A 22,979-nucleotide genomic window follows, 5' to 3' on the forward strand; every position below is an offset into this window, starting at 1 on the left:
CTCACGGAACCCAGCGTGGCCGGACTCGTACTCCTCTGCAATGGATACCTTGAACTGCTCCGTGTACTTGCTCATGAAAAACACCCCAAAGGTTGGATCGATGTCCAACTTTTGGGGTGCAGTTCATCGCGCCGGTCGGGCTTTTTTATTCCAACGGGAGCGCGTTCGCGCGGCGGCGTCAGGCCGCCGTGACGACGAGCCGTTCCGGCGCAAGTACGCCGTTCGCCTTGCGCGCCACGCCGAGCAACCGAGTGGCGTCATAGACGCGCACACGCTCACCTTCGGCCGCATCGATCGGATCGAGCGCCGACAGCGGCAGACGCTGGCCGTGCAGGAACCGTTTCGCGCTGGTTTCATCGAGACGAACCAGCGGAAACGTCGACAGCAACGCGTCGACCGGCTGGAGCCACGCATCGCGCGACGCTTCGTCGGCATCGGACAGCGCATCGAGCGTCACCGCATGCTCGAGCGTCAGCGCGCCGACGCCCGTGCGACGCAGCATCGTCAGATGCGCGCCGCAACCGAGCGCCTCGCCGATATCCTCCGCCAGCGTACGCACGTAAGTGCCCTTGCTGCAGGTCACGCGAAACGTCACATCAGGCAGGTCGCACGCGAGCAGGTCGAGTGCGAGGATCGTCACGTTGCGGCCCTCGCGCTCGACGGTTTGCCCCGCCCGCGCATATTCGTACAGCGGCTTGCCATCGCGCTTGAGCGCCGAATACATCGGCGGCACCTGCACGATCTCGCCGGTGAAGCGCACGAGCGCGGCTTCCACCGCCGTGCGGTCGCATTCGACCGGCCGCGCTTCGATCACCTCGCCTTCCGCGTCGCCGGTAGCCGTACGCTGGCCGAGACGCATCGTCGCTTCGTACGTCTTGTCCGCTTCGAGCAGATCCTGCGAGAACTTCGTCGCCTCGCCGAAGCACAGCGGCAGCAGGCCCGAAGCCAGCGGATCGAGCGTACCGGTGTGACCGGCTTTCTTCGCGAGCAGCAGACGCTTCGCGCGAATCAGCGCATCGTTGCTCGACAGGCCGACCGGCTTGTCGAGCAGGAGGACGCCGTCCAGCACGCGCCGGGGCACGCGCGGACGTTGGGGTGCTGCAGTCGTCATAGGCCGGTCGAGCTCAGTCGTCCTTGGCGGCCGAATCGGCCTCGTCGTCGTCCTTCGCGCGCGTCGAGTTCGCTTCCTTGATCAGGCGCGACATTTCCACGGCCTTCTCGATCGTCTGGTCGTAGTGGAAATGCAGCGTCGGCACCGTATGGATGTGCAGACGCTTGAACAACAGGTTGTGCAAGTGACCCGACGCGTGGTTCAGCGCTTCCTGCGTCTTGTCCGGATCGCCGGTCAACGCGGTGAAGTAGACCTTCGCGTGTGCGTAATCCGGCGTGAGTTCCACACTCTGGATGGTCACGATGCCGATGCGCGGGTCTTTAACCTCGCGCATGATGAGTTCGGACAGATCGCGCTGAATCTGGTCAGCGATCTGCACGTTGCGATTGGGGGAAGTACGTTTCCTGGACATGATCGATCCGTGATCCGTTTATCAGGATAAAGCGGCGGCCAGTGTTGGCACGCCACCATGAAAATGGGCGGGACAGGCCCAAGCCTGCCCCGCCCATGAGCCGATGCGCGAGGGTTACAGCGTACGCGCGACTTCGGTCACTTCGAAGACTTCGAACTGGTCGCCTTCGACGATGTCGTTGAAGTTCTTCACCGACATACCGCACTCGAAGCCTTGCTTCACTTCCTTCACGTCGTCCTTGAAGCGCTTCAGCGATTCAAGTTCGCCCGTGAAGATCACGACGTTGTTGCGCAGCACGCGCACCGACGACGAGCGCTTGACGACACCGTCCGTCACCATACAGCCGGCGACTGCACCGATCTTCGGTACCTTGAAGACCTGGCGCACCTCGACCATGCCGGTGATGACTTCGCGCTTCTCCGGCGCCAGCATGCCCGACATCGCCGCCTTCACCTCATCCACTGCGTCATAGATGATGTTGTAGTAACGGATGTCGATGCCGTTCGACTCGGCCAGCTTGCGCGCCTGTGCATCTGCACGCGTGTTGAAGCCGATGATGACCGCCTTCGATGCCGTTGCGAGGTTGACGTCGTTTTCGCTGATGCCACCCACAGCACTGTGCACGATCTGCACGCGCACTTCGTCGGTCGACAGCTTGAGCAGCGACTGCACGAGTGCTTCCTGCGAGCCTTGCACGTCCGCCTTGATGATGAGCGGCAGGTTCTGCACTTCGCCTTCGCCCATCTGCTCGAGCATGCTTTCCAGCTTCGCGGCCTGCTGCTTCGCAAGCTTGACGTCGCGGAACTTGCCCTGGCGGAACAGCGCGATCTCACGCGCCTTGCGCTCGTCCGGCAGCACGATCACTTCTTCGCCCGCACCCGGCACTTCCGACAGACCCTGGATTTCGACCGGAATCGACGGGCCGGCTTCCTTCGTCGGCTTGCCGTTTTCGTCGAGCATCGCGCGCACGCGGCCATAGGCCGTACCCGCCAGCACGACGTCGCCTCGGTTCAGCGTACCGGACTGCACCAGGATCGTCGCGACCGGGCCCTTGCCCTTGTCGAGCTTCGCTTCGATCACGATGCCCTTGGCCGGCGCCTCGACCGGCGCCTTCAGTTCCAGCACTTCGGCTTGCAGCAGCACGTTCTCGAGCAGATCGTCGATACCCGCGCCCGTCTTCGCCGAAACCGGCACGAACGGCGAATCGCCACCGTACTCTTCCGGCACGACGCCTTCCGCGACCAGCTCCTGCTTGACGCGATCGAGATTCGCGTCCGGCTTGTCGATCTTGTTGATCGCGACGACGATCGGCACACCGCCTGCCTTCGCGTGGGCGATGGCTTCCTTCGTCTGCGGCATCACACCGTCGTCGGCTGCTACCACCAGCACCACGATGTCGGTCGCCTTCGCGCCGCGTGCACGCATTGCCGTGAACGCTTCGTGACCCGGCGTATCGAGGAACGTGATGACGCCGCGCGGCGTTTCGACGTGGTATGCGCCGATGTGCTGCGTAATGCCGCCCGCTTCGCCCGCTGCAACCTTCGCGCGGCGGATGTGGTCGAGCAGCGAGGTCTTGCCGTGGTCGACGTGACCCATGACCGTGACGACCGGCGGACGCGGCAGTTGCTCCGCATCGGTACCGGTTTCGCCTTCGACGAGCAGCGCTTCCGGATCGTCCAGCTTCGCGGCAACCGCGCGGTGGCCCAGTTCTTCGACGATGATCATCGCCGTTTCCTGGTCCAGCACCTGGTTGATCGTGACCATCTGGCCCATCTTCATCATCACCTTGATGACTTCGGAGGCCTTGACCGACATCTTGTGCGCGAGGTCGGCAACCGACACGGTTTCCGGCACGTGCACTTCACGAACGATCGGTTCGGTCGGCGCCTGGAACGTCGAGCTGTCCTGGTGACGGCCGCGACCCTTCGGGCCGCCGCGCCAGCCGCGGTCGACACCGCCGCTCGAATCGCCGCGCGTCTTGATGCCGCGGCGCTTCGACGCGTCGTCCTGCCAGCCGCCCTTGCCTGCGCCCGGCTTCTTGTTGCGGTCGCCCGCGCCTGCCGGCGCAGTCGTAGCCGGCGCTGCCGCACCGGCCGGCTTCTTCACGGCCGGACGCGCCTGCGCACCTTCCGGCTTTGCCGGCTTGTGCAGCGTGCCCTTCGCTTCGGCCGGCTTCGGCGGCTCGACCGGCTTCGGCGGCTCGACTGCCTTGACCACGGCCTTGCGCGGCGTGTTCATCATTTCGCGGATCGCACGCGCCTCGGCTTCTGCCGCTGCACGACGCTTGCTGATCTCTTCCTGCTCGGCGCGCGCCTTGTCCGCCGCCTCGCGGGCAGCGTCTTCAGCCTTCTTCGCCGCTTCGCGCTGAGCCGCACGTTCGGCGGCTGCGCGTGCTTCGTCCTGCGCGGACTGCGTGCTCGCCGTTTCCTGCTGCTCGGCTGCTGCAGCCTGCTGTGCGGCTGCCTGCTGCTGTGCGGCCGCAGCTTCGGCTGCAGCACGCTTCGTCGCTGCCTCTTCCTCGGCGCGACGACGCTCGGCTTCAGCCGCTTCCTCGCGGGCGCGGCGCTCTGCTTCCTCGCGCTCGAGGCGTTCCTGACGCTCGCGAAGCTCCTGCGCCTGCTTCTCAAGCAGCTCGGCCTCACGGCGCGCTTCTTCTTCGCGACGCTTCAGTTCCGCATCGTCGTCCGCTTCGGCGACCTGCGCCTGACCCTGTTCCGCACCCTCGCTCACGTCGTCGCGCTTGACGAACGTACGCTTCTTGCGGACCTCGACCTGAATGGTGCGAGCCTTGCCCGTCGCGTCAGATTGCTTGATCTCCGACGTATGCTTGCGGGTCAGCGTGATCTTGCGCTTGTCGCCGTCGGTTGCGCCGTGCGACTTGCGCAAATGATCGAGCAGACGCGCCTTGTCCGTTTCGGACAGCGCATCGTCTTCACTCGCTTTCTGGACGCCCGCTGCCTGCAGCTGTTCGAGCAGCACACCAGCAGGCATTTTCAGTTCCGCGGCAAATTGGGCTACGTTGTTACTCGCCATTCATTCCTCTTAGTGCAAGGACCGATTCCTTGCGGTTAGCATCGGGTCAGGCCATACGGCCGCCATCAAATCAGTGCGCCATGGTCATTTCTCACTGGAACCAATGTTCACGTGCTTTCATGATCAACGCCTTAGCGGCATCCTCTTCCATCCCGGTCATGTCGACCAGTTCATCTACAGCCAGCTCGGCGAGATCGTCGCGCGTCTGCACGCCGTGTTCGGCCAGCTTCGCGAGCAGCTCCGGCGTGATGCCGTCGAGGCTCTTGAGATCCAGCGCTGCGTTCTCGACCTTTTCTTCGTTCGCGATGGCCATCGTCAACAGCGCGTCGCGTGCGCGGTTGCGCAGTTCGTGCACGGTGTCCTCGTCGAACGCCTCGATTTCGAGCATTTCGTTGAGCGGCACGTACGCGATCTCTTCCAGGCTCGTGAAGCCTTCGTCGATCAGGATGTCGGCAACTTCTTCGTCGACGTCGAGACGCGCCATGAACAGTGCACGCAGCCGGTCGCGCTCTTCACCCTGCTTCAGGGCGGATTCGTCCGGCGTCATGATGTTGATCTGCCAGCCGGTCAGTTCGCCTGCAAGACGAACGTTCTGACCGCTGCGGCCGATCGCGACAGCCAGCTCGTTCTCGTCGACGACGACGTCCATCGAGTGCTTTTCTTCATCGACGACAATCGACTGAACAGCTGCCGGCGCGAGGGCGCCGATCACGAACTGGGCGGGATCCTCCGACCATAGCACGATGTCGATGTTTTCGCCACCGAGCTCGTTGCGCACGGCCTGCACGCGGGAACCGCGGATGCCGACGCAGGTGCCGATCGGATCGATCCGCTTGTCGTACGCGATGACGCCGATCTTCGCGCGCACGCCCGGGTCACGGGCAGCCGCCTTGATTTCGAGCAGGCCCTGCTCGATTTCCGGCACTTCCATCTCGAACAGCTTCATCAGGAACTCGGGCGCCGTACGCGACAGCTCGATCTGCGGGCCGCGCGCGGTGCGGTCGACCTTCGCGATGTAGGCGCGCACGCGGTCGCCCACGCGCAGGTTTTCCTTCGGGATCAGCTGATCGCGGCGCAGCAGCGCCTCGACACGGCCCGATTCGACGATGAAGTTGCCCTTGTCGAGGCGCTTCACCGTACCCGTCATGATCTTTTCACCCCGCTCGAGGTAGTCGTTCAGGATCTGCTCGCGCTCGGCGTCGCGCACCTTCTGCAGGATCACCTGCTTGGCGGCCTGCGCGCCGATGCGACCGAACTCGATCGACGGAACGGGTTCCTCGACATACTCGCCGACTTCGACGTCGGGCTTCTGCTCACGTGCTTCGAACAGCAGGATCTCGCGATCCGGCTCCTGCAAGCCTGCCTCGTCGGGCACGACGAGCCAGCGACGGAAGGTTTCGTGCTCGCCGCTTTCGCGATCGATATGGACGCGGATTTCGGCGCCTTCGTCGAACAGCTTCTTGGAAGCGGACGCGAGCGCAGCCTCGAGGGCGCCCAGCACCACATCCTTGTCGACGTTTTTCTCGCGCGCCAGCGCATCCACCAGCATCAACACTTCGCGACTCATTATTTGCGGCTCCTAAAGTCAACTTGCGGAATCAGGCGGGCTTTGTCGATATCGGCCAGCGTGAAATCCAGCATGGCCGCCTCGCCCTTCTTCCTCTCAAATTCCAAACCGATCGTTTCGCCATTCGGCGCGTGCAGAATGCCCCGGTACGTCTTGCGCCCGTCCAGCGGCTTTTTCAAGGTCACGGAAACTTCGCTGCCAGCGAAGCGCTCGAAGTCGGCCAGCTTCTTCAACGGGCGGTCGAGCCCCGGGGACGAGACTTCGAGCCGTTCGTAATCGATGTTTTCGACCGTCAAGACGTGCTGGAGCTGACGCGTGACCTTTTCGCAATCTTCGAGCGAGATGCCGGCAGGCTGATCGATATAGATGCAAAGCATGCCGCGCCCGGTGCGCTCGAGATCCACCAGCTCGTAGCCGAGCCCGGTGACCGTGGTTTCTATCAGTTCCGTCAGTTGCACTGTGTCCTCTCAGGTGTTCGCGCCCGCCGCTCGCGATTACACCCGCGGGCGCGCGCCTTAGCCGGCGCAGGAAGCGCTACCCGAGATGCCTAACCGTTTCAGCAAAAAAAAATGGGCGGAACGCCCATCTTCTTACTGGTGGTCGCACCTGAGCCGCACATTGAATCCGTACGCCCAGCGACTCCGCGATTATAGCGATTTTTGGCGCAAACGCCAAGCCAGCCGGTAAAAGCAGCGTGTCGTCTGCCTTTACGGGCCCAAAAATGCGAAATCGGGCTGCACGATCAACCGGCGCCATGAAGGCAGGCCGGAGATCGGTCATGCCGGCGGCCATCCCGCACCGCGTGACATATATACAGTCGAAAGCAACAAACGCAATGCCTCGCGCCGACAAAACCGGCCGGATGCCGATCCGGCCGGCACACCGGCGGCCTTGCGCCGCGTGCCTGATTGCTCAGCGGCTGCGCGTGCGGCTGCGCTGCGGACGCTGACCGCCGCGCGGGCCGCCGCCGTTGCCGGCACCCTCGGCACGATTGCCGTTCGGATTGCGGTTACCACCCTTGCTGCCGCCGCGCTTGGGGCCCGCGCCGTCGCGCTTGGGGCCTGCGCCATACGACGCGCGGTTGCCGTCGACATCACCACGGCCACCGCCAGCGCGATTGCCATCGCGTCCGCCTCCGCCCGCACGGTTGCCGTCCCGGCCGCCGCCGGCGCGATTGCCGTAGCCCGACGGTGCGACCGGCAGGCTGCCGTAGCCGCTCAGACCCGGCAGGCCCGGCCCGCCGCGACGACCGCCGCCGCGACGCGGCTGATCCAGCTGCCCGTGTGTCGTCAGCACCGGCTCTCGGCCGATGAAGCCCATCGACGTCTGCATCGGATCGGGCTGGCGACGTTCTGCCTGGCCGGCACCGCCGCGCTTGCCCTTCTCCTCGGTCGGCGCCTTCAGGCCGACGGTCGCCATCAGCTTGCGCACCTGCGTGTCGTCGAGCTCTTCCCAGCGACCGCGCTTCAGGCCGCGCGGCAGCGGAATCGGGCCGTGACGCGTACGGATCAGGCGGCTCACCATCAGACCGACCGCCTCGAACATCCGGCGCACTTCGCGGTTGCGGCCTTCGGCCAGCGCAACGTGATACCAGTGGTTCGTGCCTTCGCCGCCGCCGTCGCGGATGCGCAGGAAGTTCGCCGGGCCGTCATCGAGCTCGACGCCGTGCAGCAGCTTCTGCCGCATGCCTTCGGCCAGCTCGCCGACGACGCGCACCGCGTACTCGCGCTCGACGCTGTAGCGCGGGTGCATGAAGCGGTTGGCGAGGTCACCCGAAGTCGTCAGCATCAGCAGACCTTCGGTATTGAAGTCGAGGCGGCCCACCGCAAGCCATTTCGCCGTCTTCATCGGCGGCAGGCGGTCGAACACCGACGGACGGCCTTCGGGATCCGCGTGGCTGACGATCTCGCCCGTCGGCTTGTGGTACAGCAGCACGCGCGGCGGCTTGTTCGGCAGCTTGCGCTTGACCGGCTTGCCGTTGATCCGCACCTGGTCGGTCGGCATGATGCGCTGGCCGATGTGCGCGGGCTCGCCGTTCACCGACACGCGGCCGGCGACGATCAGTTCTTCCATTTCGCGGCGCGAGCCCATGCCCGCTTCCGCCAGCACCTTGTGAAGCTTCGGCGCGTCGTCGTCCGGCGACAGCACGCGCTTGTTCGCCGGCTGGCTACGGCCGCGACGCAGCATCGGTGCACGCACGCCGCTACCGCCCGCGGAGTTGTCCGCGTCGAATGCCGGCGACGTCACGTAGGCGAACAGTTCGTCCTGGGACGCATCGCCCTCCACCTTTGCCGCACCGCCCTCAGCCTTCGGCGCGCTGCCGCGACGACCCTGGCCGCCTTGGCCGCCCTGAGCCTTGGCCGCGCCTTCGCGCTTGGCCGCCGGCTTGCGAGCACCCTTGGCCGCACCTTCCTTGCGCGGCGCACGCGTCGGCTGCTGCGCTTCGGTGGCCTCGGCCGGCTGCGCGTCAGCGCCTTCGCCGCCCTGCGGCTCGCCTTCGGCGCCCTTCGACTTGGCCGCCGCGCGACGCCGCGCGATCAGGCTGCGCGGGCCTCGCCGCAGACCGCGGCGGGGACGCTCGTCGCCGCCCTCGGCCGAAGCGCCCTGCTCCGGTGCATCGTCGGCACGCGCTGCCTGTACGGCAGGCGCGGACGATTCAATATCGTGGATATCTGTCAAAACAACCTCAAAATGTCAGGTCTCGCGCCCGGCGCGGGCGCGGCAAGAAGTTGGCCGCGATCAGGCGCGACGCTGTTCAGGTTCTGCTTCGTCGTCCGGTAACGCATCGGCACCGATGGGTGCACTGGCGCTTCGTACGGCATCGGCGAGACTGTCGGACGTGTCGTCCAGCATCTCGTCGTCCGCAGGACGGGAACGGGGGGCGTCGGCCTGGCCGGCCTCGCCGGGCATGTCGCCGGCCGCTTCCGCTCCGTCTCCGGCAACCGCTTCGGCAGCCGGCTTGCGATCTTCCTCGCTCCAATCCGCGCGCAGCGGCTCGGGCTGCACACCGGCTGGCACTGCTTCGGCGCCAGCCTGTTCCATTCGTTCAGCTTGCCCGCGACCAGCATCGAGCGTATCGCGGCTCGCGATTTCATGCGTCGACGCGACGTCCGCCGCAGGATCATCCGGCAAGCCTGCCGATTGATCGCTGGATGCCTCATCCGTTTGCGGCGCGTCGCCCGTTGCGTCACCGGCAACCGGCATGCCCTCGTCGAAATCCATCGCCTGCTGCGCCAGCAGCGCGGCCTCGATGTTCGCGGCCGGCTCTTCGAGTGCAGGCAGATCATCGAGCGCCTTCAGGCCGAGGTCGTCGAGGAATTGCTTGGTCGTCGCATACAGCGCCGGGCGTCCCGGCACGTCGCGATGACCGATCACCTCGATCCAGCCGCGATCCTCGAGTTGCTTGACCACCTGCGTATTGACCGTCACGCCGCGAATCTCTTCGATGTCGCCGCGCGTGACAGGTTGCCGATACGCGATGATCGCGAGCGTTTCGAGCACCGCACGCGAATATTTCGGCGGCTTCTCGGGATGCAGGCGATCCAGATAGTGGCGCATCGCCGGCTTGCTCTGGAAGCGCCATCCGGTTGCCAGCGCCACCAGTTCGACGCCGCGGCCGGACCAATCCTGTTTCAGATCTTCGAGCAACGTGCGGACCGTGTCAGCCGACACGCCGTCGGCAAAGAGCTTGCGCAAATCGCCGAGTTTCAGCGGTTCCTGCGCGCAGATCAAAGCAGTCTCGAGGACGATCTTCGCCTCTTGGGTATTCATGCAGCTAGGCCAGACCCTGTGGTCAAACGAACCGGATCAACAAACAGACGAAAGGAACGGAAGACGCGCTCGCCCGATTCTGATCGGTCATATTGATGGGAGCACGAACCGGGGGCGGCGAACCAACTTCAGGCCAGGCCCAAACCGGACGGAACAGCACGGTTCAACGACGGAACCGCGTGACTGAGCGCCATATTACGCAAAATTGTCCGGTGCGTAAAGATGAGCCGAACGGGGTGCCGCCAGCACGCCGTGCCCGCTCCGGCCCCGCTTCAGCGGTCGGCCACGCCCCGTGCAAGGAACCGCCGCAACCGCTCGACACCCGCGTCGAGCCGCGCCGGATCGCATGCGTAGCACCAGCGCACGAACCCTTCCCCCTCCGGGCCGAATGCACGCCCGGGCGCGAGCCCGAGCCCCGCCTCGCGCACCAGCGTCTTGCAGAACGCGAGGCTGTCTGACGCGCCCGGCAGGCGCAGGAACAGGTACATCGCGCCCGGCGGAGGCGGCACCTCGACACCCGGCAGGGTGCGCAGCGCGGCGACCAGGTGATCGCGCGCATCGCGCAGCGCCGCGACGAACGACCGCACGAACGGCTCGCCATCGTGCAGCGCGACCTCACCCGCGGCCTGCACGAAGCCCGGCGCACACGACGTGTTGTATTCGACGAGCTTCGACAGGTCAGCCATCACCGCTGCCGGCGCGATGAGCCACCCCAGGCGCCAGCCCGTCATCGCCCACGCTTTCGAAAACGAATTCACGACCACGACCCGCTCGTCGCGTGACGCGATGTCGAGGAACGATGGCGCACCGTCCGCGCCACCCGCGTCGAACGCGAGCCGCTCGTACACCTCGTCGGCGACCAGCCAGATGCCGTGGCGGCGGCAATGGGCGAGCACCGCTTGCTGGTCGTCGCGCGACATCGTCCAGCCGGTCGGATTGTTCGGCGAGTTGATCAGCAGCATCCGCGTATCGGGCGTCAGCGCCGCAAGCAGCCGCCCGACATCGAGCTGCCAACCCGCATCGCCATAGCGGAGCGGTACGCATTCGACCTGCGCCCCAAGGATCTTCGGAATCTCGACGAGATTCGGCCACAGCGGCGTGACCGCGACGACACGCTCGCCCGGACCGACCAGCATCTGCGCGGCCAGCATCAGCGCGCTCACGCCCGAACTCGTCACGGCGACGGTGTCGGCCGCCGTCGCCCCGTGACGGGCGCTGACGTAGGAGGCGATCGCATCGCGCAGCGGCGCAGTGCCGAGGTTGTGGGTGTAGAAGGTTGCGCCATCGCGCAGTGCCGCCGCGGCGGCGTCCCGGATGAAGTCCGGCGTCACGCGATCGGATTCGCCGAACCAGAACGGCAGCATGTCCGGCACGCCAAAGCCGGCGTTTGCCACTTCCCGGATCAGCGACGGACGCAACGCGTGCACGGCATCGCGGGCCGCCGGCGAACCGGCCACCGGAAGAGAATCTGCGGAATGCACCATCGAGAACCACCTTCGAGGAACACGGTCCGCGTAGTGTACCGGCCTGCAAGCAGGGCCGGCGCACGTCGATCCGCTTCAGTCGAGGTCCTCTGCCCTCGCCGGCATCTGCCGCACGAGTTCCCAGATCGCCTGCGCAGCGGGCGACAACGACCGGTCGCGGCGGCGCACGAGTTCGACCGTGCGCTCGGTGCGTGGCGTGAGCGGCCGCGCAACGAGCGTCGAGCCGGCTGGTAGCGGCAGCGACAGCCACGGCTGCACGCTCACGCCGACGCCGGCCTCGACGAGTCCGAACACGGTCGCCGAATGCCCGAGTTCCTGCATGACCGTCGCGTTGACATGATGAGCGGCCAGCGCGGCGTCGATCAGCGGCCGGCTTCCCGATGCGTGATCGAGGAGTACGAGGCGCTCGCCATCCAGCGCCGTCCAGGGCACCTCGGCGCGCGCCGCGAGCGGATGGTCAGCGCGTGCGACCAGGCAGAACGAATCGGTCATCAACGATTCGCAGACGAGATCGGCCACCGTGAGCGGACCGATCACGACGCCGAAATCGACCTCGCTCGACTTCACCTTGCGCAACACGTCGCTCTGCACGTCGTCGCGCAAACCCAGCGTCACGAACGGAAACTGGCGCTCGCACGACGCAACCACGCGCGGCATCAGCCGGCACGCGATCGTCGGACTGGCTGCGACGATCACGCGCCCGCGGCGCTGCTCGCCGATTTCGCGAATCTCGCGCAGCGTGTCGTCGAGATCGTCGAGCAGACGGGACACGCTCGCGATCAGGTTCGCACCGACATCGGTCAGCTGCACGTCGCGCGTCGTACGATCGATCAGCTTCAGCCCGAGCTCGGCCTCGAGTTCGCGCACGCAGCGACTGACCGCGGACTGCGTGAGCCCGATCTCGTCACCCGCGCGACTGAAGCTCTTGAGCCGCGCGACCTCGATGAAGACGCGAAGCTGGCGCAGCGTGACGTTCATTTCCTGACCTCATCAATCGTCGATATCGATGCGCGATTTTAATGCGCGAATCCGGCTTCGAGGTGCGAATCAGGCACCTGCCCCACATGTTTCGCTGCGGTGCAATACATCCGCGAACGCACGTGGTGCGGGCGAGCTGCACAAGATTGGTGATTGTCCCGATTTGCTGGCGGGTTATTTTGGCGTCTTATACGCCCCTAGCTGACTTAGCCGTTAGCTCGCTGCCAAGCGGCTCTCGAGGGAATTACCTCCGACATGGCACGCTTCGTGCATTACCTGGCGCACAGGGCACAGGTTTGATCGGACGGAAGAGCAGAAACGCCGCTGCCGGCCAACCGGACGCCCCCACCCGGCACTCGACGATCGAGTGCCTGAAGAGTGCGCGGCGCAGGGCAGCGCACCGGAGTTAGCTTCGCTGAGGTGAGGACATGATGCTGTTCGACGATTTGAGAGATAACGAGTGGGCGCTGGTCGAGGGTCTGTTTTGCTCTGAACCCGCACGGAGTGAGCGGCGCGGCCGCCCCCGCGTGGAAGCCCGCTCGGTGGTGAACGCCGTGCTGTGGGTGCTGTCGACGGGTGAAGGCTGGTCGAAGCTGCCGGGCCGCTATCCGTCGCCGCCGACTTGCCGCCGTCGCTTCGACGAATGGCAGGCGGACGGCACGCTCGCCGAAATCGTGAAGCGACTCGGCACGAGCGGCCGGCAGATCTCCCTGCGCGGGCGCATCGGCGCAAGCGCCGCGAAGCCGCCCGCGCCGCCGAGCCGCGACCGGCTGCGCGGCGCCTTCTGGACCAATCCGGAATCCTGGCGCGCGCCCGTCAAGATGGCGTAACGAATGCTCGATCGGGCGGCTTCGGCCGCCCGGTTTCTTTCAGCGACGCGACCCGTTCGCGACGCCCGCATTGCCGTCGATTACCGTTGTCGTGCCGCGATACATCTATTTACCAATATTTACAGCAAGCCTGCACTCCCACGCTTACCTTAGCGAAATATCAACAGGCCGCATCGACGGCTTGAAGGGAGCCCCGCCATGAAACCAATGTCACTGCTCGTTGCATGCGGCATTGTCATTTCCGTGGCGTTGTCGGCTCCAGCCCACGCCGACGATCGCGTGAAGCCGCCCCACCGCCAGCAGGATCACCGGAACACCCTCCGCCAGCCGCCGTCTGCCAATCCGCCCGGCCGGCAAACCGTGCCGCGTGGCGACCTGCGTGGCGACATCGCCAGCAACGCGCGAGCGCGCATCGGCTCGCAGCCGACCGACGTACCGCGTCATCCGTAGTCCTGCCAATTTCGGAATTTCGCCAAAGAAAACGCCCGCGATCGGGAACTGCGCCGCATGCGACGAGTCAGAACCTTGCCATGAGCACAGCGTGGCAACAGCAAAAGTATCCGGTACGCCCGTATCCTCGCGATACGGGCTTTTTTTCGGCGGGATGATCGACCGCTACAGGCGGCTTTCGAGAATCGCCACGGCGCTCGCTTCGCTCAATGCGTAGTCGGCCATGCGGCGATCGGTCCAGGAAAGTAATTTCTCGTCGCGCTCGAGGCGCGAGAATTCGGCTCGACCGCTTTCGGTCAGTACGGCAATGTCGACCGGTGCATGGAAGCCCGGTGCGGGGGCAACGGTTTTCTGCCTGACCGTGTCCATCAGCCCGAGCGAACGGAGATACTCGAACACGCCCGGGCGGCGTGCCCACGGTACCTGGCGGTACTGCACTCGTCTCAATGCGTCGAGCACCGCTTCGTTGGAATACGTGGCCATCTCGATTCTTTCTTAAAGTGCAGCGACAATGCGAAGCGGCGCGCCGGGCGGTGTCTCCGCCCGCCGATACCGCCACCGATTCTGGACGCCGACGTTCGGCGTCGCGTCAGGGCCGGATCGTCAGCCGTCCATAAAAAGACACCATACCCCAATCAAATTGATTCTGTTCGATTCATTTGTACTTCTCTTCATCGGTTTCATGCTCTGCCGCAAGCGGCGACGAATCATCTCGATCGCCGCCGTTGCGCTGTTCTGGCTGCTCGCGACAGGCTGGCTCGCCGCGCCGCTGATCGCCTGGACCGAGGCGGGCGTCGCACCCGTCGAGGACCCGGACATGCATGGACGGACCACACTGATTCTCATCGGCGCAGGGACGAAGCACACCGACTCCGGGCTGCGGCCGCCACCGGACGGAACCGCCCGCATCCACAAGGTCGCAGCGCTCTACCGCACCTGCCGGCAGCAAGCCGAGCGCTGCACCGTGGTGATGTCGGGCGGCGACCCGCAGCATCACGGCGAAACCGAGGCTGCCGTATACGGGCGCCAACTCGTCGCCGAAGGCGTCGCGCCCGCGGACCTCGTTCTGGAACCGGATAGCCGCACAACCTACGAAAACGCGAAATTCACTGCGTCTATACTACGCTCACAGTATGACGACGCACGCATTCTCGTCACTTCCTCATACCAGATGCGCCGCGCGTTGCTCGATTTCCACCGTTTCGGGATCGATCCGCAGCCCGTTTATGCGAATCGCCGGCCTGCGCAAACGGGCTGGCTGCCGCGCTGGCGCAATGTAGTCAACGCCGAGCAGGCGCTGCACGAACTGGTCGGCATCGCGCAGTTCCATGTCTATCGATGGCTCGGGTGGTTCTGACGACCCCGGGGAAACCGGAGCGAAAATGACTGCGACGACGACGATGGCAGCCGCGTGACGAAGCGTGCGAAGTGTTGCGCGACTTCAACGGGGCGTTGCGTCGCGCCACGATCCGGTGCACATTGATCCGTCACTTTTGTTACACTCGACACGCACTCGATTGCAGTCGCCAGACAAAACGGCAACACTCGGGTTCATCACCACTTAGCGGAGGTAAAGCAATGAAGAAGACGTCCCTGGCTATCCTGGTAGCGATGTCGGCGCTGACTGGCGCAGCGTATGCGCAAGAGAGCACGGAAATCAAGACGATTACCGATCCGGCCAAGATCTCCGAGATCGAGCAGCGCGCACAGGCGCTGCAGCAGCAGCAAGCGGCGGAAGCCGCACAGCCGGCGGTGCAGGAAGAGCATCACCACGGCAAGAAGGCTGCTCACCACAAGGCTGCTGCGAAGAAGGCCGGCAAGAAGGCTGCCAAGGCCGCAGACGCCGCCAGCCAGTAAGTTCGGCGGCACCGCACAAGCGAAAAGCCGAATCCGGGCAACCGGGTTCGGCTTTTTTGGTTGCGGTGCCCGTGCGCTGTGCTAAAGTCGCGCACCGAAATTTTCCACCCGTGCGCACCCCGGTGCGGAGGACAGCATGAGCAACATTCAACTCGACATCGAGTGGACCGAAGCCGCCACTCGCCAGATCAAGCAACTGATGCCCCGCGGCTCGGCTGACGCGTTCCTCGCGCTGCCGCCGATCGAGTGCCTGCCGATGGAGGGCGACGTGCTTTTCCTCGGCCCGCAAGGCAAGCAGCAACCGTTCATCGTCGCCGAGCGCCAATACCATCACGACGGCGACGCCGACTGGACGATCATCCTGATCCTCGACGTACCCAACACGTCGCACTGACGCACCCCGCGGCCGGACACGTCTGGTCGCTCCGCCCGGCTCATACGAGCTTCGACAGCACGCGGATTTCGGAACGCTCGATCCAGTCCGCGGCCGCTTCCCGATAAGCGAGAATGTGCGCGGAACGCGCATGTGCAGCCAGCGCCTCCTCGCTTTCCCAGCGCTCGACGAATACGAATCGCGCCGGCTCCTTCAGATCCCGATGCAGGTCGTACTGCAACGCCCCTGCTTCGTTGCGGGTCGGCTCGACGATCCCTTCGAGCTGGGCACGCAACTTCTCCTCGGCGCCCGGCTTCGCCACGATCAGCGCCACGACTGCAATTTCCGCCATTCCCGTTCCCCCTTCATCTGGAAAAGCCCGAGAATACGCGAATCGCGCATTGGCTGCGCCAGCACGGCGTCACACGACGGCCCCAAAAAAATAGCCCGCGCTTCAGAGAAGCGCGGGCGAAACCGTCGCCCTACGAGGATAGGCGACGGGGCCATCGGGATCCGCACGCTGGCGCGGATCGTCATCCGTTGCGCCGACGCTTGTTGCGTCGACATTCGAAGACGTCGATACCGTTGTTCGGGCGCTCGCGGCGCACTCCCGGCATCTGACGCCATCCTCCCTGTTTCAACAATTCCAACATATAAAGCAGGTTGCGTGCCAACTGCCACAAACCGACCACCTCATTGATTTATAAGGATAAATTCTTGGCCTTCGATGATGCGACATGGGTTTTGCCGCCGTAACGCGCGGATGTTACGTAACGTCACGAGGAGGGACCGAACCTCCGGCACACATGCGCGCCAGCGAGCGGCAATGAAAAAGCCCGCCATGTGGCGGGCTTTTTCATTGATGCGGAGAAAGTCGAGATCAGCGAAGCTGATTCACGAGCAGCCCCATGATCTGGCGAGCCGGCGACGACGTATCGATCGCACCCGAATCGTCGACGATCGCGATGCGCGTCTGGTCGGCCGTGAGTGCCTTTACATTGACACGGTACTGCTTCGCCTGCTTTTCCTTCTTGCCGTGGAACAACTGGCTCCAGAAGCCCTGCTCCGCCGAGGTCAGATCCTTCGGATCGACATAGCGCACGAAATACAGGCCCTTCGTGCGATCACGATCGTCGACGGTGAAGTTCGCACGATCGAGCGCGAGACCGACGCGCAGCCACGACCGGTCGTACGGCTCGCCGAGCGTGACTTCCGACGGGACGGCAGCATCAGCCGCATCGTTGCCTTGCGCCGACGTGCGGGACACGTTTTGCGCGGCAATCGCTGCAGCAGCCTTCGACGATGCGTCGTCGACCTTCTTGTCCTTGGCCGCCGGTACCGTGTTGTCCTTGATGTTCGCGATTGGCGGCTCGCCGTTCTTCGCGCGCTGCTCGTTCTGTGCGAGCACCGCCATCAATCGCTTCAGGTATTCGGTCTCGAGCGCGGGATCATTCGGCTTCGGCTCCCACTTGCTCGAATCGTTGTTCGAGCCCGTGATCGCTTCGCGCATCCCCTTCTGGCTGATGAACACGTAGGTGCCGCCATTCGGCGCCGAATCGAGACGCGTACGGTACTTGTTGCGCTCGGCGGTCACGTACGAGTTGCCCATCGCCTTCGAGATCACGCTACGGATCAGGCCGTCATTGATCTGCGGATGGGTTTCGTTCCAGTCGGTTTCCATCACGCCCTTGTCGCGCTGGTCGACGACGAGCAGGAAGCCCTGCTCCTGCCAGAAGCGGCGAACCTGCGGCCAGACGGCGGCGGGCTGCTTGCCGTCGATCACGAGCCAGCTCTCGGTGCCGTCGCGCTGGATATGCATGCCGGCGACGGCCGGAGCAACAGTGTCCAGCGCAGGCGCTGCCTGTTGGACCTGCTGAAGCGCGGACAGGGAAGTCGCGCCGCCCTGGGGCGGCAGCGAACGCTGATCGGCCGTCTCGTCGAGCATGTTGGGCGGCACTGCGAGCGACGCTTCCTTCGATTTCGAATCGCTCTTGTAGTCCACTTTCGTGGGCGACGACGTACCGCAACCGGCGACGAGCGCGCCGGTGGCGAGCACTGCAGCGAACCGCATGGTAAGACGAAGATCAGTCATGTTCGGGGAATCCTCTTCCGCTAAATCACGGCGCTTTCCGTGGATCAACCTTGCATTTTACCGGGGCCGCGCCGCGATGTGCAAAAAAGCGACGGGCAAGAAAAAACCCGCGTCAGCCTGAGCTGACGCGGGTTCTTTGTCTGGTCGGGGCGAGAGGATTTGAACCTCCGACCACCTGCACCCCATGCAGGTACGCTACCAGGCTGCGCTACGCCCCGAAAGAAAAAAATTATAACAGACAGTTTTCCGATTTAGAACGGGTCGCATGCATTTTGTGAATATTCTTGTGAAATTTTTTGGCGTGAAGGCGCCGATGCGAGCAACGACGCGCGTGGCATGGACGAATTGCCCACCAACCACACGACTCCGCCTCGCCTTCACCGCTTGCGCGCAACACAGATGACCGTCAGCCCGGCGACGCGGTTGAAACGGAATATCGGTAACTCGATCCGACAGATCGACTTGAGCAAGCCGTTGACGAACGGATGGTGACGACGCAATTGCGACGCCGGCTCGTTCGGCTGCCGACGCACCCGCTCGCCGAGCCGCAACGCTGCCGCAAGCGGAAACGTGAGACCGAAATAATAGGCGCCGTGCTCGACGTCGAGCCCCGAGCGACGCACCACATCCTCGAGATTGCCCAGCGTATATCGGCGCTTGTGTTCGAGAAAATCGTCATGACCGCTCCAGAGGAACTGGAACGCGGGAACCGTGATCAGAAAGCGGCTACCCGAAGGCGCACCCTTTACATACTGCGTGAGCAGACCGACATCGTCGTCGACATGCTCGAGCACGTCCATCAGCAACACGAGATCGGCGTCGAATCGATCAATGGATCGCCGAAAGTGGATGGGCTTGCCGGACGCTTCGCCGTCGGTATCGTCCGCGTAGCTCGTATCGACACACCACGCCTCCGTCGCCTGCGTACGCTCCAGCAAGTGCTTCGAGAAAAAGCCTGAGCCTGCACCGACATCGAGTATCCGGTTTGCACCTGGCACCCCCAGGAACCGACGGATCGCACTCGCCTTCGACGCGTAGTACCAGTGATCGCCCACGCCCGCACCCAATACGTCGACTTCCTTGAGATCCATGACGTTTCCCCGTGATGGCTACTGTGCTTTGGTCGATACAGCCACTGCTGCCGATCTTACCTCGCTGCTGCCGCCGATCCTACCTGTCGACAACGCGTAGCCGACACCGGCAACCCGCATTACGACCTAATCGAAAAGGACGATGGCCGGTTCGCCGCAAATCGCTACCGTGCGGTTACCCGGCGCGAAATTGATGCGCACCGGCGAACCGTCCGACTGCATGCCGATCGATCCGGCCGCCCCGGCTTTGCCGCGTCGCGTGATACAGGGGCGACTTCGATCACCACCGCAGTCGCGACCTCTTGTAACCGTCTTCGACACAGGGCATTGAATGCATCAGAAAAACGAAATTTCCCGTCGACAGTTTCTCCGGCTGGGCGCCGGCACGATAGGCGTGGCGCTGGGAAGCGCATCGCTTCTGTCGGCATGCGGAGGCGACTCGATTTCGGTCGCGCCGGTCACGACACCTCGGCTGAGTTCCGCATCGAATTTTCGCGACACGGCCGGGCCGGACGGAACCGGCTACGTGACAACGAGCGGCGCCAAGATGAAAAAAGGTGTGATCTATCGTTCATCCGCGCTCGCGTTGTCGGCCGCGGACATCGCCACCGTCGGCACGCTTGGCATCAGGCAGGTCTGCGACCTGCGCACACCCGCCGAGATCAAGACGCAGCCGGATGTGCCGCTGGCCGGCGCCACCTGGCAAAACCTCAACGTGCTCGGGGCTGCCAGCATCGATCCGATCCCGACCACCGGCGCCACCGCGAAGGCATTCATGTTGAGCATGTACCGCGCGTTCGTCACGTCGGACACCGCGCATGCCAGCTATCACGCGCTCTTCACCGGCTTCGCTGGCTCCGGCGAAAACCTGGTGTTCCACTGCACGGCCGGCAAGGATCGCACGGGCTGGGCAACCGCGATCCTGCACACGATCCTGGGCGCGTCCGAGCAGACGATACTCGCCGACTATCTGCTGACGAACGTCTATAGCGCATCGGAAATCGCCGCTTCGGTCGCCCAGGCGCAGAAAGCCGGCGGCCAAAATGCGGCAGACATGATGACTGCGCTGCAAGGCGCGCACACCGACTATCTGCAGGCGGCATTCGACCAGGTCGCCGCGTCGTACGGCTCGATGACGTCGTATATCGCGAACGGGCTGCAACTCGACCAGGCGACGCTGAACGCAATCCGGCGGCACATGCTGGTCTGACCGACCCGCGGCTGCTGCGCCGGGGCCGGATCGCATCCCCGCTTCGACCGCCGCGGCCGCTGCCCGTCGCGTTCGGCGAAACCCGCATCGGCCAAGGCTGCGGTGGATTTTCCCGGTCGCGGAAACATTCGCCGACGACGGGCCGAGCAAACCAAACGACCGTTTGATCCGGCCACCCAACCACCCCGAATCCATTGTCCCGCAGCCCGCCGGACAGGCGCACCCCGGCGCCCGTTGTTTGGTAACGCCGCTCTAGCACGCTATGCCACACTGCACGGCATCGACGCTCGCGCCGTGCAGTGGCGCGCGCCGCCGTCGATCACGACAAGACATGGAGACAGACGATGCGGAATGCGGTCCGGCGCGGCCATCGCTCGCCTTTGGCAATTTTCGACTGGATTTCCGGCCCGCCACGCGCGGCCCGCCCCCTGTCGCCCGCGACGTCCCGCGTGTTCGGCTGCGGCGTGCTGGCGCTCGCGCTGCTGTGCGCCGGTTGCGCGGAATCATCCGCGCAGCGTGACGGCAACGCGTCGGTCGCGTCGACGAAGATCGAACGCACCAAGGCCGAACGCCTCGCCCGCGAGCAGCAGGTCGCACGCACCGTGCCGTCGCTCGCATCGATCAGCCTCACGCAACCGCGTCCGTTCACGCTGCGGGACTCGGGCCAGAACGGCGCGATGACGTTCCTGCGCGACGTCGATTTCCGCATCGTCAACAATCTCGGCTTCTTCATCCATCAATTGTCGGCCACGCTCGTGCCGACGCAAGCCGGCGCGCCGATCGTGTTCGACGATCCGACCAGTTTCCAGATCGACGTACATGAAGGCACGGTCACGCTCGACGACGCGAAGCTCACCGCCCTCTTCAACACGTACATCTTCGGCTACCGCAACGCGCCGCTGCGCAAGCTCGCCGTGTCGGCCGGCGACGGCGTGATCCACCTGCAAGGCGAGATGCAGCGCGACGGCTGGGTGCCGTTCTCGCTGACCGGCACCCTCGCGATCCGTGACGGCAGCCAGCTCGTGTTCCATCCGACGGGCGTGCGCGTATCGGGCATCAACGCGCAGCCGGTGATGCGCGCGGCCAACGTGAAGATGGCCGACCTGCTGAAAGTCCAGACGCCGATCGCGCAACTCGCCGGCGACGATCTCGTGATGTCGGTCGACAAGCTGATGCCGCCGCCGCGCCTGAAGCTCACGATCACCGCGCTGCGCGTGACGCCGGCCGGGCTCGACCTGAAGCTCGACGACGGCACGCATGCCGGCTTCGCGATGCCCGCGAACGCGCCGCAGCAAGCGATGTACATTCGCGGCGGCGACGTGAAGTTCATGCGCTCGATGCCGATGAACGCGGACATCCTGATCGGTCCGGTCGATGCCACGAAACGTGACCAGACTTTCGTGTTCGACCTTTATCACTATCGCGACCAGGTGTCGGCCGGCTACTTCAATTTCGACGAAAGCGGCGCGATGGCGATCCGGATGCCGTCGTATGCGGGCCCGGCCAGCGGCGCGTTGCTCGGCAACGCGACCGCGCGCCTGAACGACAGCTTCCTCGCCGCGCAACAGAGTGCGTTGCGCGACATACGCCAGCACTGGGAAGCCTACGCACTCGCGGCGAACCCCGCCCACCCCGGCATGCAGAAGGTCGCGATGCGGCGCACGTCGACCACGCCGTTCAACGAACGGCATGTGTCGAACCGCAACCCGACGATCCATCTGCGCAACGTCGACTTCAACCTGTCCGGGGATATCGGCTTTCACGTCGAGGACCTCGACGTCGAGCTCGTCTCGAAGCGGCCCGGCGAACCCGTCGACCTCGACGATCCGAACCAGTACGACATCCGCATTCTCGGCGGCACCGTCGTCGAGTCGTGGAAGGCGATGTCGGCGCTCTTCAACAACTATCTGCTCGACTACTCACCCCGCTCCCTCAACGACCTGCAACTGAGCGCGGACGGCACGAACCTGCGCGTCCAGGGCGGCATCAAGCTGTGGAACCACGTGCCGGGCGTCTGGCTGCCGACCGACATGAAAGGCACGCTGTCCGTGCTCGACGACCGGCATCTCGCATTCAAACCGTCCCAGGTGTCGGTGCTCGGCATCCCGCAGGCGAAGCTGCTGCGTTCGCTCGGCATCGAGCTGGCGTCGCTGACGCCGTTGCAGCGGCGCGGCGCGGAACTGCGTGGCGACACGCTCGTGCTCGACCAGTACACGGTGTTCCCGCCCCCCGTGCTGAACGGCAAGCTCGGACAGGCAACGGTCGAGCGCGACGGGCTGCGCCTCACGTTCAGGCGCATGGCGGGCGCGCCCGCGCCGCAACGGCCGCAGATCGATGCACCGAGCTACATGTGGATGGAAGGCGGCGACATGAAGATGTTCAACGTGCTCGAACTGAACGTGCGCGCGCTGATCCGGAATTCGGCCGAGGCCGGCCCGATGCGTTTCGACCTGTACGGCTACCGCAGCCAGGTCGCGCAGGGCTCGGTGCGGATGCTGCCGGACGGCACGCTGGTCGTCGACATGGGGCAGAAGAACCCGCTCGCGTCACGCTGAAACACACGCGGCACGCATGAAAAAAGCCCGGCGGCACGTTGAACTGACCCCGTAAAGTTGGACGGGTTATGACGGCTAGGGCTGAGTTCTGTATTGCACGGGACTCAGCCCTTTTAGTTTCAGTTTGATGCGGTCGTGATTGTAGTAGTGGATGTAGCTTGCCAA

The 22,979-nt window shown here is 64.7% G+C and carries 21 protein-coding genes and 1 tRNA gene; 7 read left to right on the top strand and 15 right to left on the bottom strand.

What is annotated here, in order from left to right; all coding sequences use genetic code 11:
- Positions 1–178 precede the first annotated feature (178 nt).
- The 9 genes from truB to QZM35_RS37705 all read right to left on the bottom strand — a co-directional run bounded on the left by truB (position 179) and on the right by QZM35_RS37705 (position 12,356).
- Positions 179–1,111, bottom strand: coding sequence for a tRNA pseudouridine(55) synthase TruB (truB, locus tag QZM35_RS37665; RefSeq protein WP_089425213.1), 933 nt, complete (start codon positions 1,109–1,111; stop codon positions 179–181).
- A gap of 13 nt (positions 1,112–1,124) precedes the next feature.
- A complete protein-coding gene (rbfA, locus tag QZM35_RS37670) occupies positions 1,125–1,523 on the bottom strand; it encodes a 30S ribosome-binding factor RbfA (protein ID WP_089425212.1) in 399 nt (132 codons plus the stop codon).
- Between the two features lie 114 nt (positions 1,524–1,637).
- Entirely contained in the window at positions 1,638–4,556 is a 2,919-nt protein-coding gene (infB, locus tag QZM35_RS37675) for a translation initiation factor IF-2 (protein WP_089425211.1), read from the bottom strand.
- Between the two features lie 91 nt (positions 4,557–4,647).
- Complete coding sequence (gene nusA / locus QZM35_RS37680) at positions 4,648–6,123, bottom strand: transcription termination factor NusA (RefSeq protein ID WP_006476166.1); 1,476 nt, start codon at positions 6,121–6,123, stop codon at positions 4,648–4,650.
- Complete coding sequence (gene rimP, locus QZM35_RS37685) at positions 6,123–6,581, bottom strand: ribosome maturation factor RimP (RefSeq protein ID WP_014897219.1); 459 nt, start codon at positions 6,579–6,581, stop codon at positions 6,123–6,125. The genes nusA and rimP overlap by 1 nt, the downstream gene beginning before the upstream one ends.
- A gap of 454 nt (positions 6,582–7,035) precedes the next feature.
- Positions 7,036–8,802 (bottom strand): 23S rRNA pseudouridine(2605) synthase RluB, encoded by a 1,767-nt coding sequence (rluB, locus tag QZM35_RS37690; protein WP_089425210.1) that lies wholly within the window; start codon positions 8,800–8,802, stop codon positions 7,036–7,038.
- Positions 8,803–8,862: 60 nt separating this feature from the next.
- The gene (gene scpB / locus QZM35_RS37695; protein ID WP_089425209.1) at positions 8,863–9,894 is read right to left on the bottom strand and encodes an SMC-Scp complex subunit ScpB; all 1,032 of its coding nucleotides are present in this window, start codon (positions 9,892–9,894) and stop codon (positions 8,863–8,865) included.
- A gap of 272 nt (positions 9,895–10,166) precedes the next feature.
- Positions 10,167–11,378: a pyridoxal phosphate-dependent aminotransferase gene (locus QZM35_RS37700; RefSeq protein WP_089425208.1), complete on the bottom strand. Its 1,212-nt coding sequence runs from the start codon at positions 11,376–11,378 to the stop codon at positions 10,167–10,169.
- A gap of 75 nt (positions 11,379–11,453) precedes the next feature.
- Complete coding sequence (locus tag QZM35_RS37705; RefSeq protein WP_071334368.1) at positions 11,454–12,356, bottom strand: LysR family transcriptional regulator; 903 nt, start codon at positions 12,354–12,356, stop codon at positions 11,454–11,456.
- A gap of 428 nt (positions 12,357–12,784) precedes the next feature.
- Here QZM35_RS37705 and QZM35_RS37710 point away from each other — a divergent pair, with 428 nt between their 5' ends.
- A complete protein-coding gene (locus QZM35_RS37710; protein ID WP_006409263.1) occupies positions 12,785–13,186 on the top strand; it encodes a transposase in 402 nt (133 codons plus the stop codon).
- A 198-nt stretch (positions 13,187–13,384) separates the two neighbouring features.
- Positions 13,385–13,636, top strand: a complete 252-nt coding sequence (locus QZM35_RS37715; RefSeq protein ID WP_089425207.1) for a hypothetical protein — start codon at positions 13,385–13,387, stop codon at positions 13,634–13,636.
- Between the two features lie 165 nt (positions 13,637–13,801).
- Here the strand turns inward: QZM35_RS37715 and QZM35_RS37720 are convergent, their stop codons facing one another.
- Entirely contained in the window at positions 13,802–14,119 is a 318-nt protein-coding gene (locus QZM35_RS37720; RefSeq protein WP_011351791.1) for a hypothetical protein, read from the bottom strand.
- Between the two features lie 157 nt (positions 14,120–14,276).
- Here QZM35_RS37720 and QZM35_RS37725 point away from each other — a divergent pair, with 157 nt between their 5' ends.
- The 3 genes from QZM35_RS37725 to QZM35_RS37735 all read left to right on the top strand — a co-directional run bounded on the left by QZM35_RS37725 (position 14,277) and on the right by QZM35_RS37735 (position 15,887).
- Positions 14,277–14,993, top strand: coding sequence for a YdcF family protein (locus QZM35_RS37725; RefSeq protein WP_089425206.1), 717 nt, complete (start codon positions 14,277–14,279; stop codon positions 14,991–14,993).
- Positions 14,994–15,214: 221 nt separating this feature from the next.
- Positions 15,215–15,493: a hypothetical protein gene (locus QZM35_RS37730; RefSeq protein WP_039339310.1), complete on the top strand. Its 279-nt coding sequence runs from the start codon at positions 15,215–15,217 to the stop codon at positions 15,491–15,493.
- 136 nt (positions 15,494–15,629) lie between these two features.
- The gene (locus QZM35_RS37735) at positions 15,630–15,887 is read left to right on the top strand and encodes a hypothetical protein (protein ID WP_021162409.1); all 258 of its coding nucleotides are present in this window, start codon (positions 15,630–15,632) and stop codon (positions 15,885–15,887) included.
- A 40-nt stretch (positions 15,888–15,927) separates the two neighbouring features.
- Here QZM35_RS37735 and QZM35_RS37740 read toward each other — a convergent pair whose 3' ends face one another.
- The 4 genes from QZM35_RS37740 to QZM35_RS37755 form a co-directional block, all read right to left on the bottom strand.
- Positions 15,928–16,218, bottom strand: a complete 291-nt coding sequence (locus tag QZM35_RS37740; RefSeq protein ID WP_039339313.1) for a putative quinol monooxygenase — start codon at positions 16,216–16,218, stop codon at positions 15,928–15,930.
- A 528-nt stretch (positions 16,219–16,746) separates the two neighbouring features.
- Positions 16,747–17,958, bottom strand: coding sequence for an outer membrane protein assembly factor BamC (bamC, locus tag QZM35_RS37745; RefSeq protein WP_089425205.1), 1,212 nt, complete (start codon positions 17,956–17,958; stop codon positions 16,747–16,749).
- Between the two features lie 141 nt (positions 17,959–18,099).
- A tRNA-Pro gene (locus QZM35_RS37750) sits at positions 18,100–18,176 on the bottom strand.
- Between the two features lie 159 nt (positions 18,177–18,335).
- On the bottom strand, positions 18,336–19,049 hold the full coding sequence (locus QZM35_RS37755; protein ID WP_089425204.1) for a bifunctional 2-polyprenyl-6-hydroxyphenol methylase/3-demethylubiquinol 3-O-methyltransferase UbiG: 714 nt from the start codon (positions 19,047–19,049) through the stop codon (positions 18,336–18,338).
- 394 nt (positions 19,050–19,443) lie between these two features.
- Between QZM35_RS37755 and QZM35_RS37760 the strand changes: the two genes are divergently transcribed.
- Together QZM35_RS37760 and QZM35_RS37765 are read left to right on the top strand one after the other, a co-directional pair.
- The gene (locus QZM35_RS37760; protein WP_254600304.1) at positions 19,444–20,259 is read left to right on the top strand and encodes a tyrosine-protein phosphatase; all 816 of its coding nucleotides are present in this window, start codon (positions 19,444–19,446) and stop codon (positions 20,257–20,259) included.
- Positions 20,260–20,603: 344 nt separating this feature from the next.
- Positions 20,604–22,814 carry a hypothetical protein gene (locus QZM35_RS37765; RefSeq protein ID WP_174975585.1) on the top strand — a complete coding sequence of 737 codons (2,211 nt, stop codon included), beginning with the start codon at positions 20,604–20,606 and terminating at the stop codon, positions 22,812–22,814.
- A 75-nt stretch (positions 22,815–22,889) separates the two neighbouring features.
- Here the strand turns inward: QZM35_RS37765 and QZM35_RS37770 are convergent.
- Positions 22,890–22,979: IS3 family transposase (locus QZM35_RS37770; protein WP_301777433.1), on the bottom strand; the 90-nt coding region annotated here is incomplete at its 5' end.

The organism is Burkholderia sp. AU45274 (assembly GCF_030482505.1).
In the GTDB taxonomy this organism is placed as follows: Bacteria; Pseudomonadota; Gammaproteobacteria; order Burkholderiales; family Burkholderiaceae; genus Burkholderia.

Excerpts from the sequence above, each read along its gene's own strand:
- truB (WP_089425213.1), bottom strand. The coding sequence starts at position 1,111 with ATGACGACTGCAGCACCCCAACGTCCGCGCGTGCCCCGGCGCGTGCTG.
- rbfA (WP_089425212.1), bottom strand. The coding sequence starts at position 1,523 with ATGTCCAGGAAACGTACTTCCCCCAATCGCAACGTGCAGATCGCTGAC.
- infB (WP_089425211.1), bottom strand. The coding sequence starts at position 4,556 with ATGGCGAGTAACAACGTAGCCCAATTTGCCGCGGAACTGAAAATGCCT.
- nusA (WP_006476166.1), bottom strand. The coding sequence starts at position 6,123 with ATGAGTCGCGAAGTGTTGATGCTGGTGGATGCGCTGGCGCGCGAGAAA.
- scpB (WP_089425209.1), bottom strand. The coding sequence starts at position 9,894 with ATGAATACCCAAGAGGCGAAGATCGTCCTCGAGACTGCTTTGATCTGC.
- QZM35_RS37700 (WP_089425208.1), bottom strand. The coding sequence starts at position 11,378 with ATGGTGCATTCCGCAGATTCTCTTCCGGTGGCCGGTTCGCCGGCGGCC.
- QZM35_RS37705 (WP_071334368.1), bottom strand. The coding sequence starts at position 12,356 with ATGAACGTCACGCTGCGCCAGCTTCGCGTCTTCATCGAGGTCGCGCGG.
- QZM35_RS37710 (WP_006409263.1), top strand. The coding sequence starts at position 12,785 with ATGATGCTGTTCGACGATTTGAGAGATAACGAGTGGGCGCTGGTCGAG.
- QZM35_RS37715 (WP_089425207.1), top strand. The coding sequence starts at position 13,385 with ATGAAACCAATGTCACTGCTCGTTGCATGCGGCATTGTCATTTCCGTG.
- QZM35_RS37720 (WP_011351791.1), bottom strand. The coding sequence starts at position 14,119 with ATGGCCACGTATTCCAACGAAGCGGTGCTCGACGCATTGAGACGAGTG.
- QZM35_RS37730 (WP_039339310.1), top strand. The coding sequence starts at position 15,215 with ATGAAGAAGACGTCCCTGGCTATCCTGGTAGCGATGTCGGCGCTGACT.
- QZM35_RS37735 (WP_021162409.1), top strand. The coding sequence starts at position 15,630 with ATGAGCAACATTCAACTCGACATCGAGTGGACCGAAGCCGCCACTCGC.
- QZM35_RS37740 (WP_039339313.1), bottom strand. The coding sequence starts at position 16,218 with ATGGCGGAAATTGCAGTCGTGGCGCTGATCGTGGCGAAGCCGGGCGCC.
- bamC (WP_089425205.1), bottom strand. The coding sequence starts at position 17,958 with ATGACTGATCTTCGTCTTACCATGCGGTTCGCTGCAGTGCTCGCCACC.
- QZM35_RS37755 (WP_089425204.1), bottom strand. The coding sequence starts at position 19,049 with ATGGATCTCAAGGAAGTCGACGTATTGGGTGCGGGCGTGGGCGATCAC.
- QZM35_RS37765 (WP_174975585.1), top strand. The coding sequence starts at position 20,604 with ATGCGGAATGCGGTCCGGCGCGGCCATCGCTCGCCTTTGGCAATTTTC.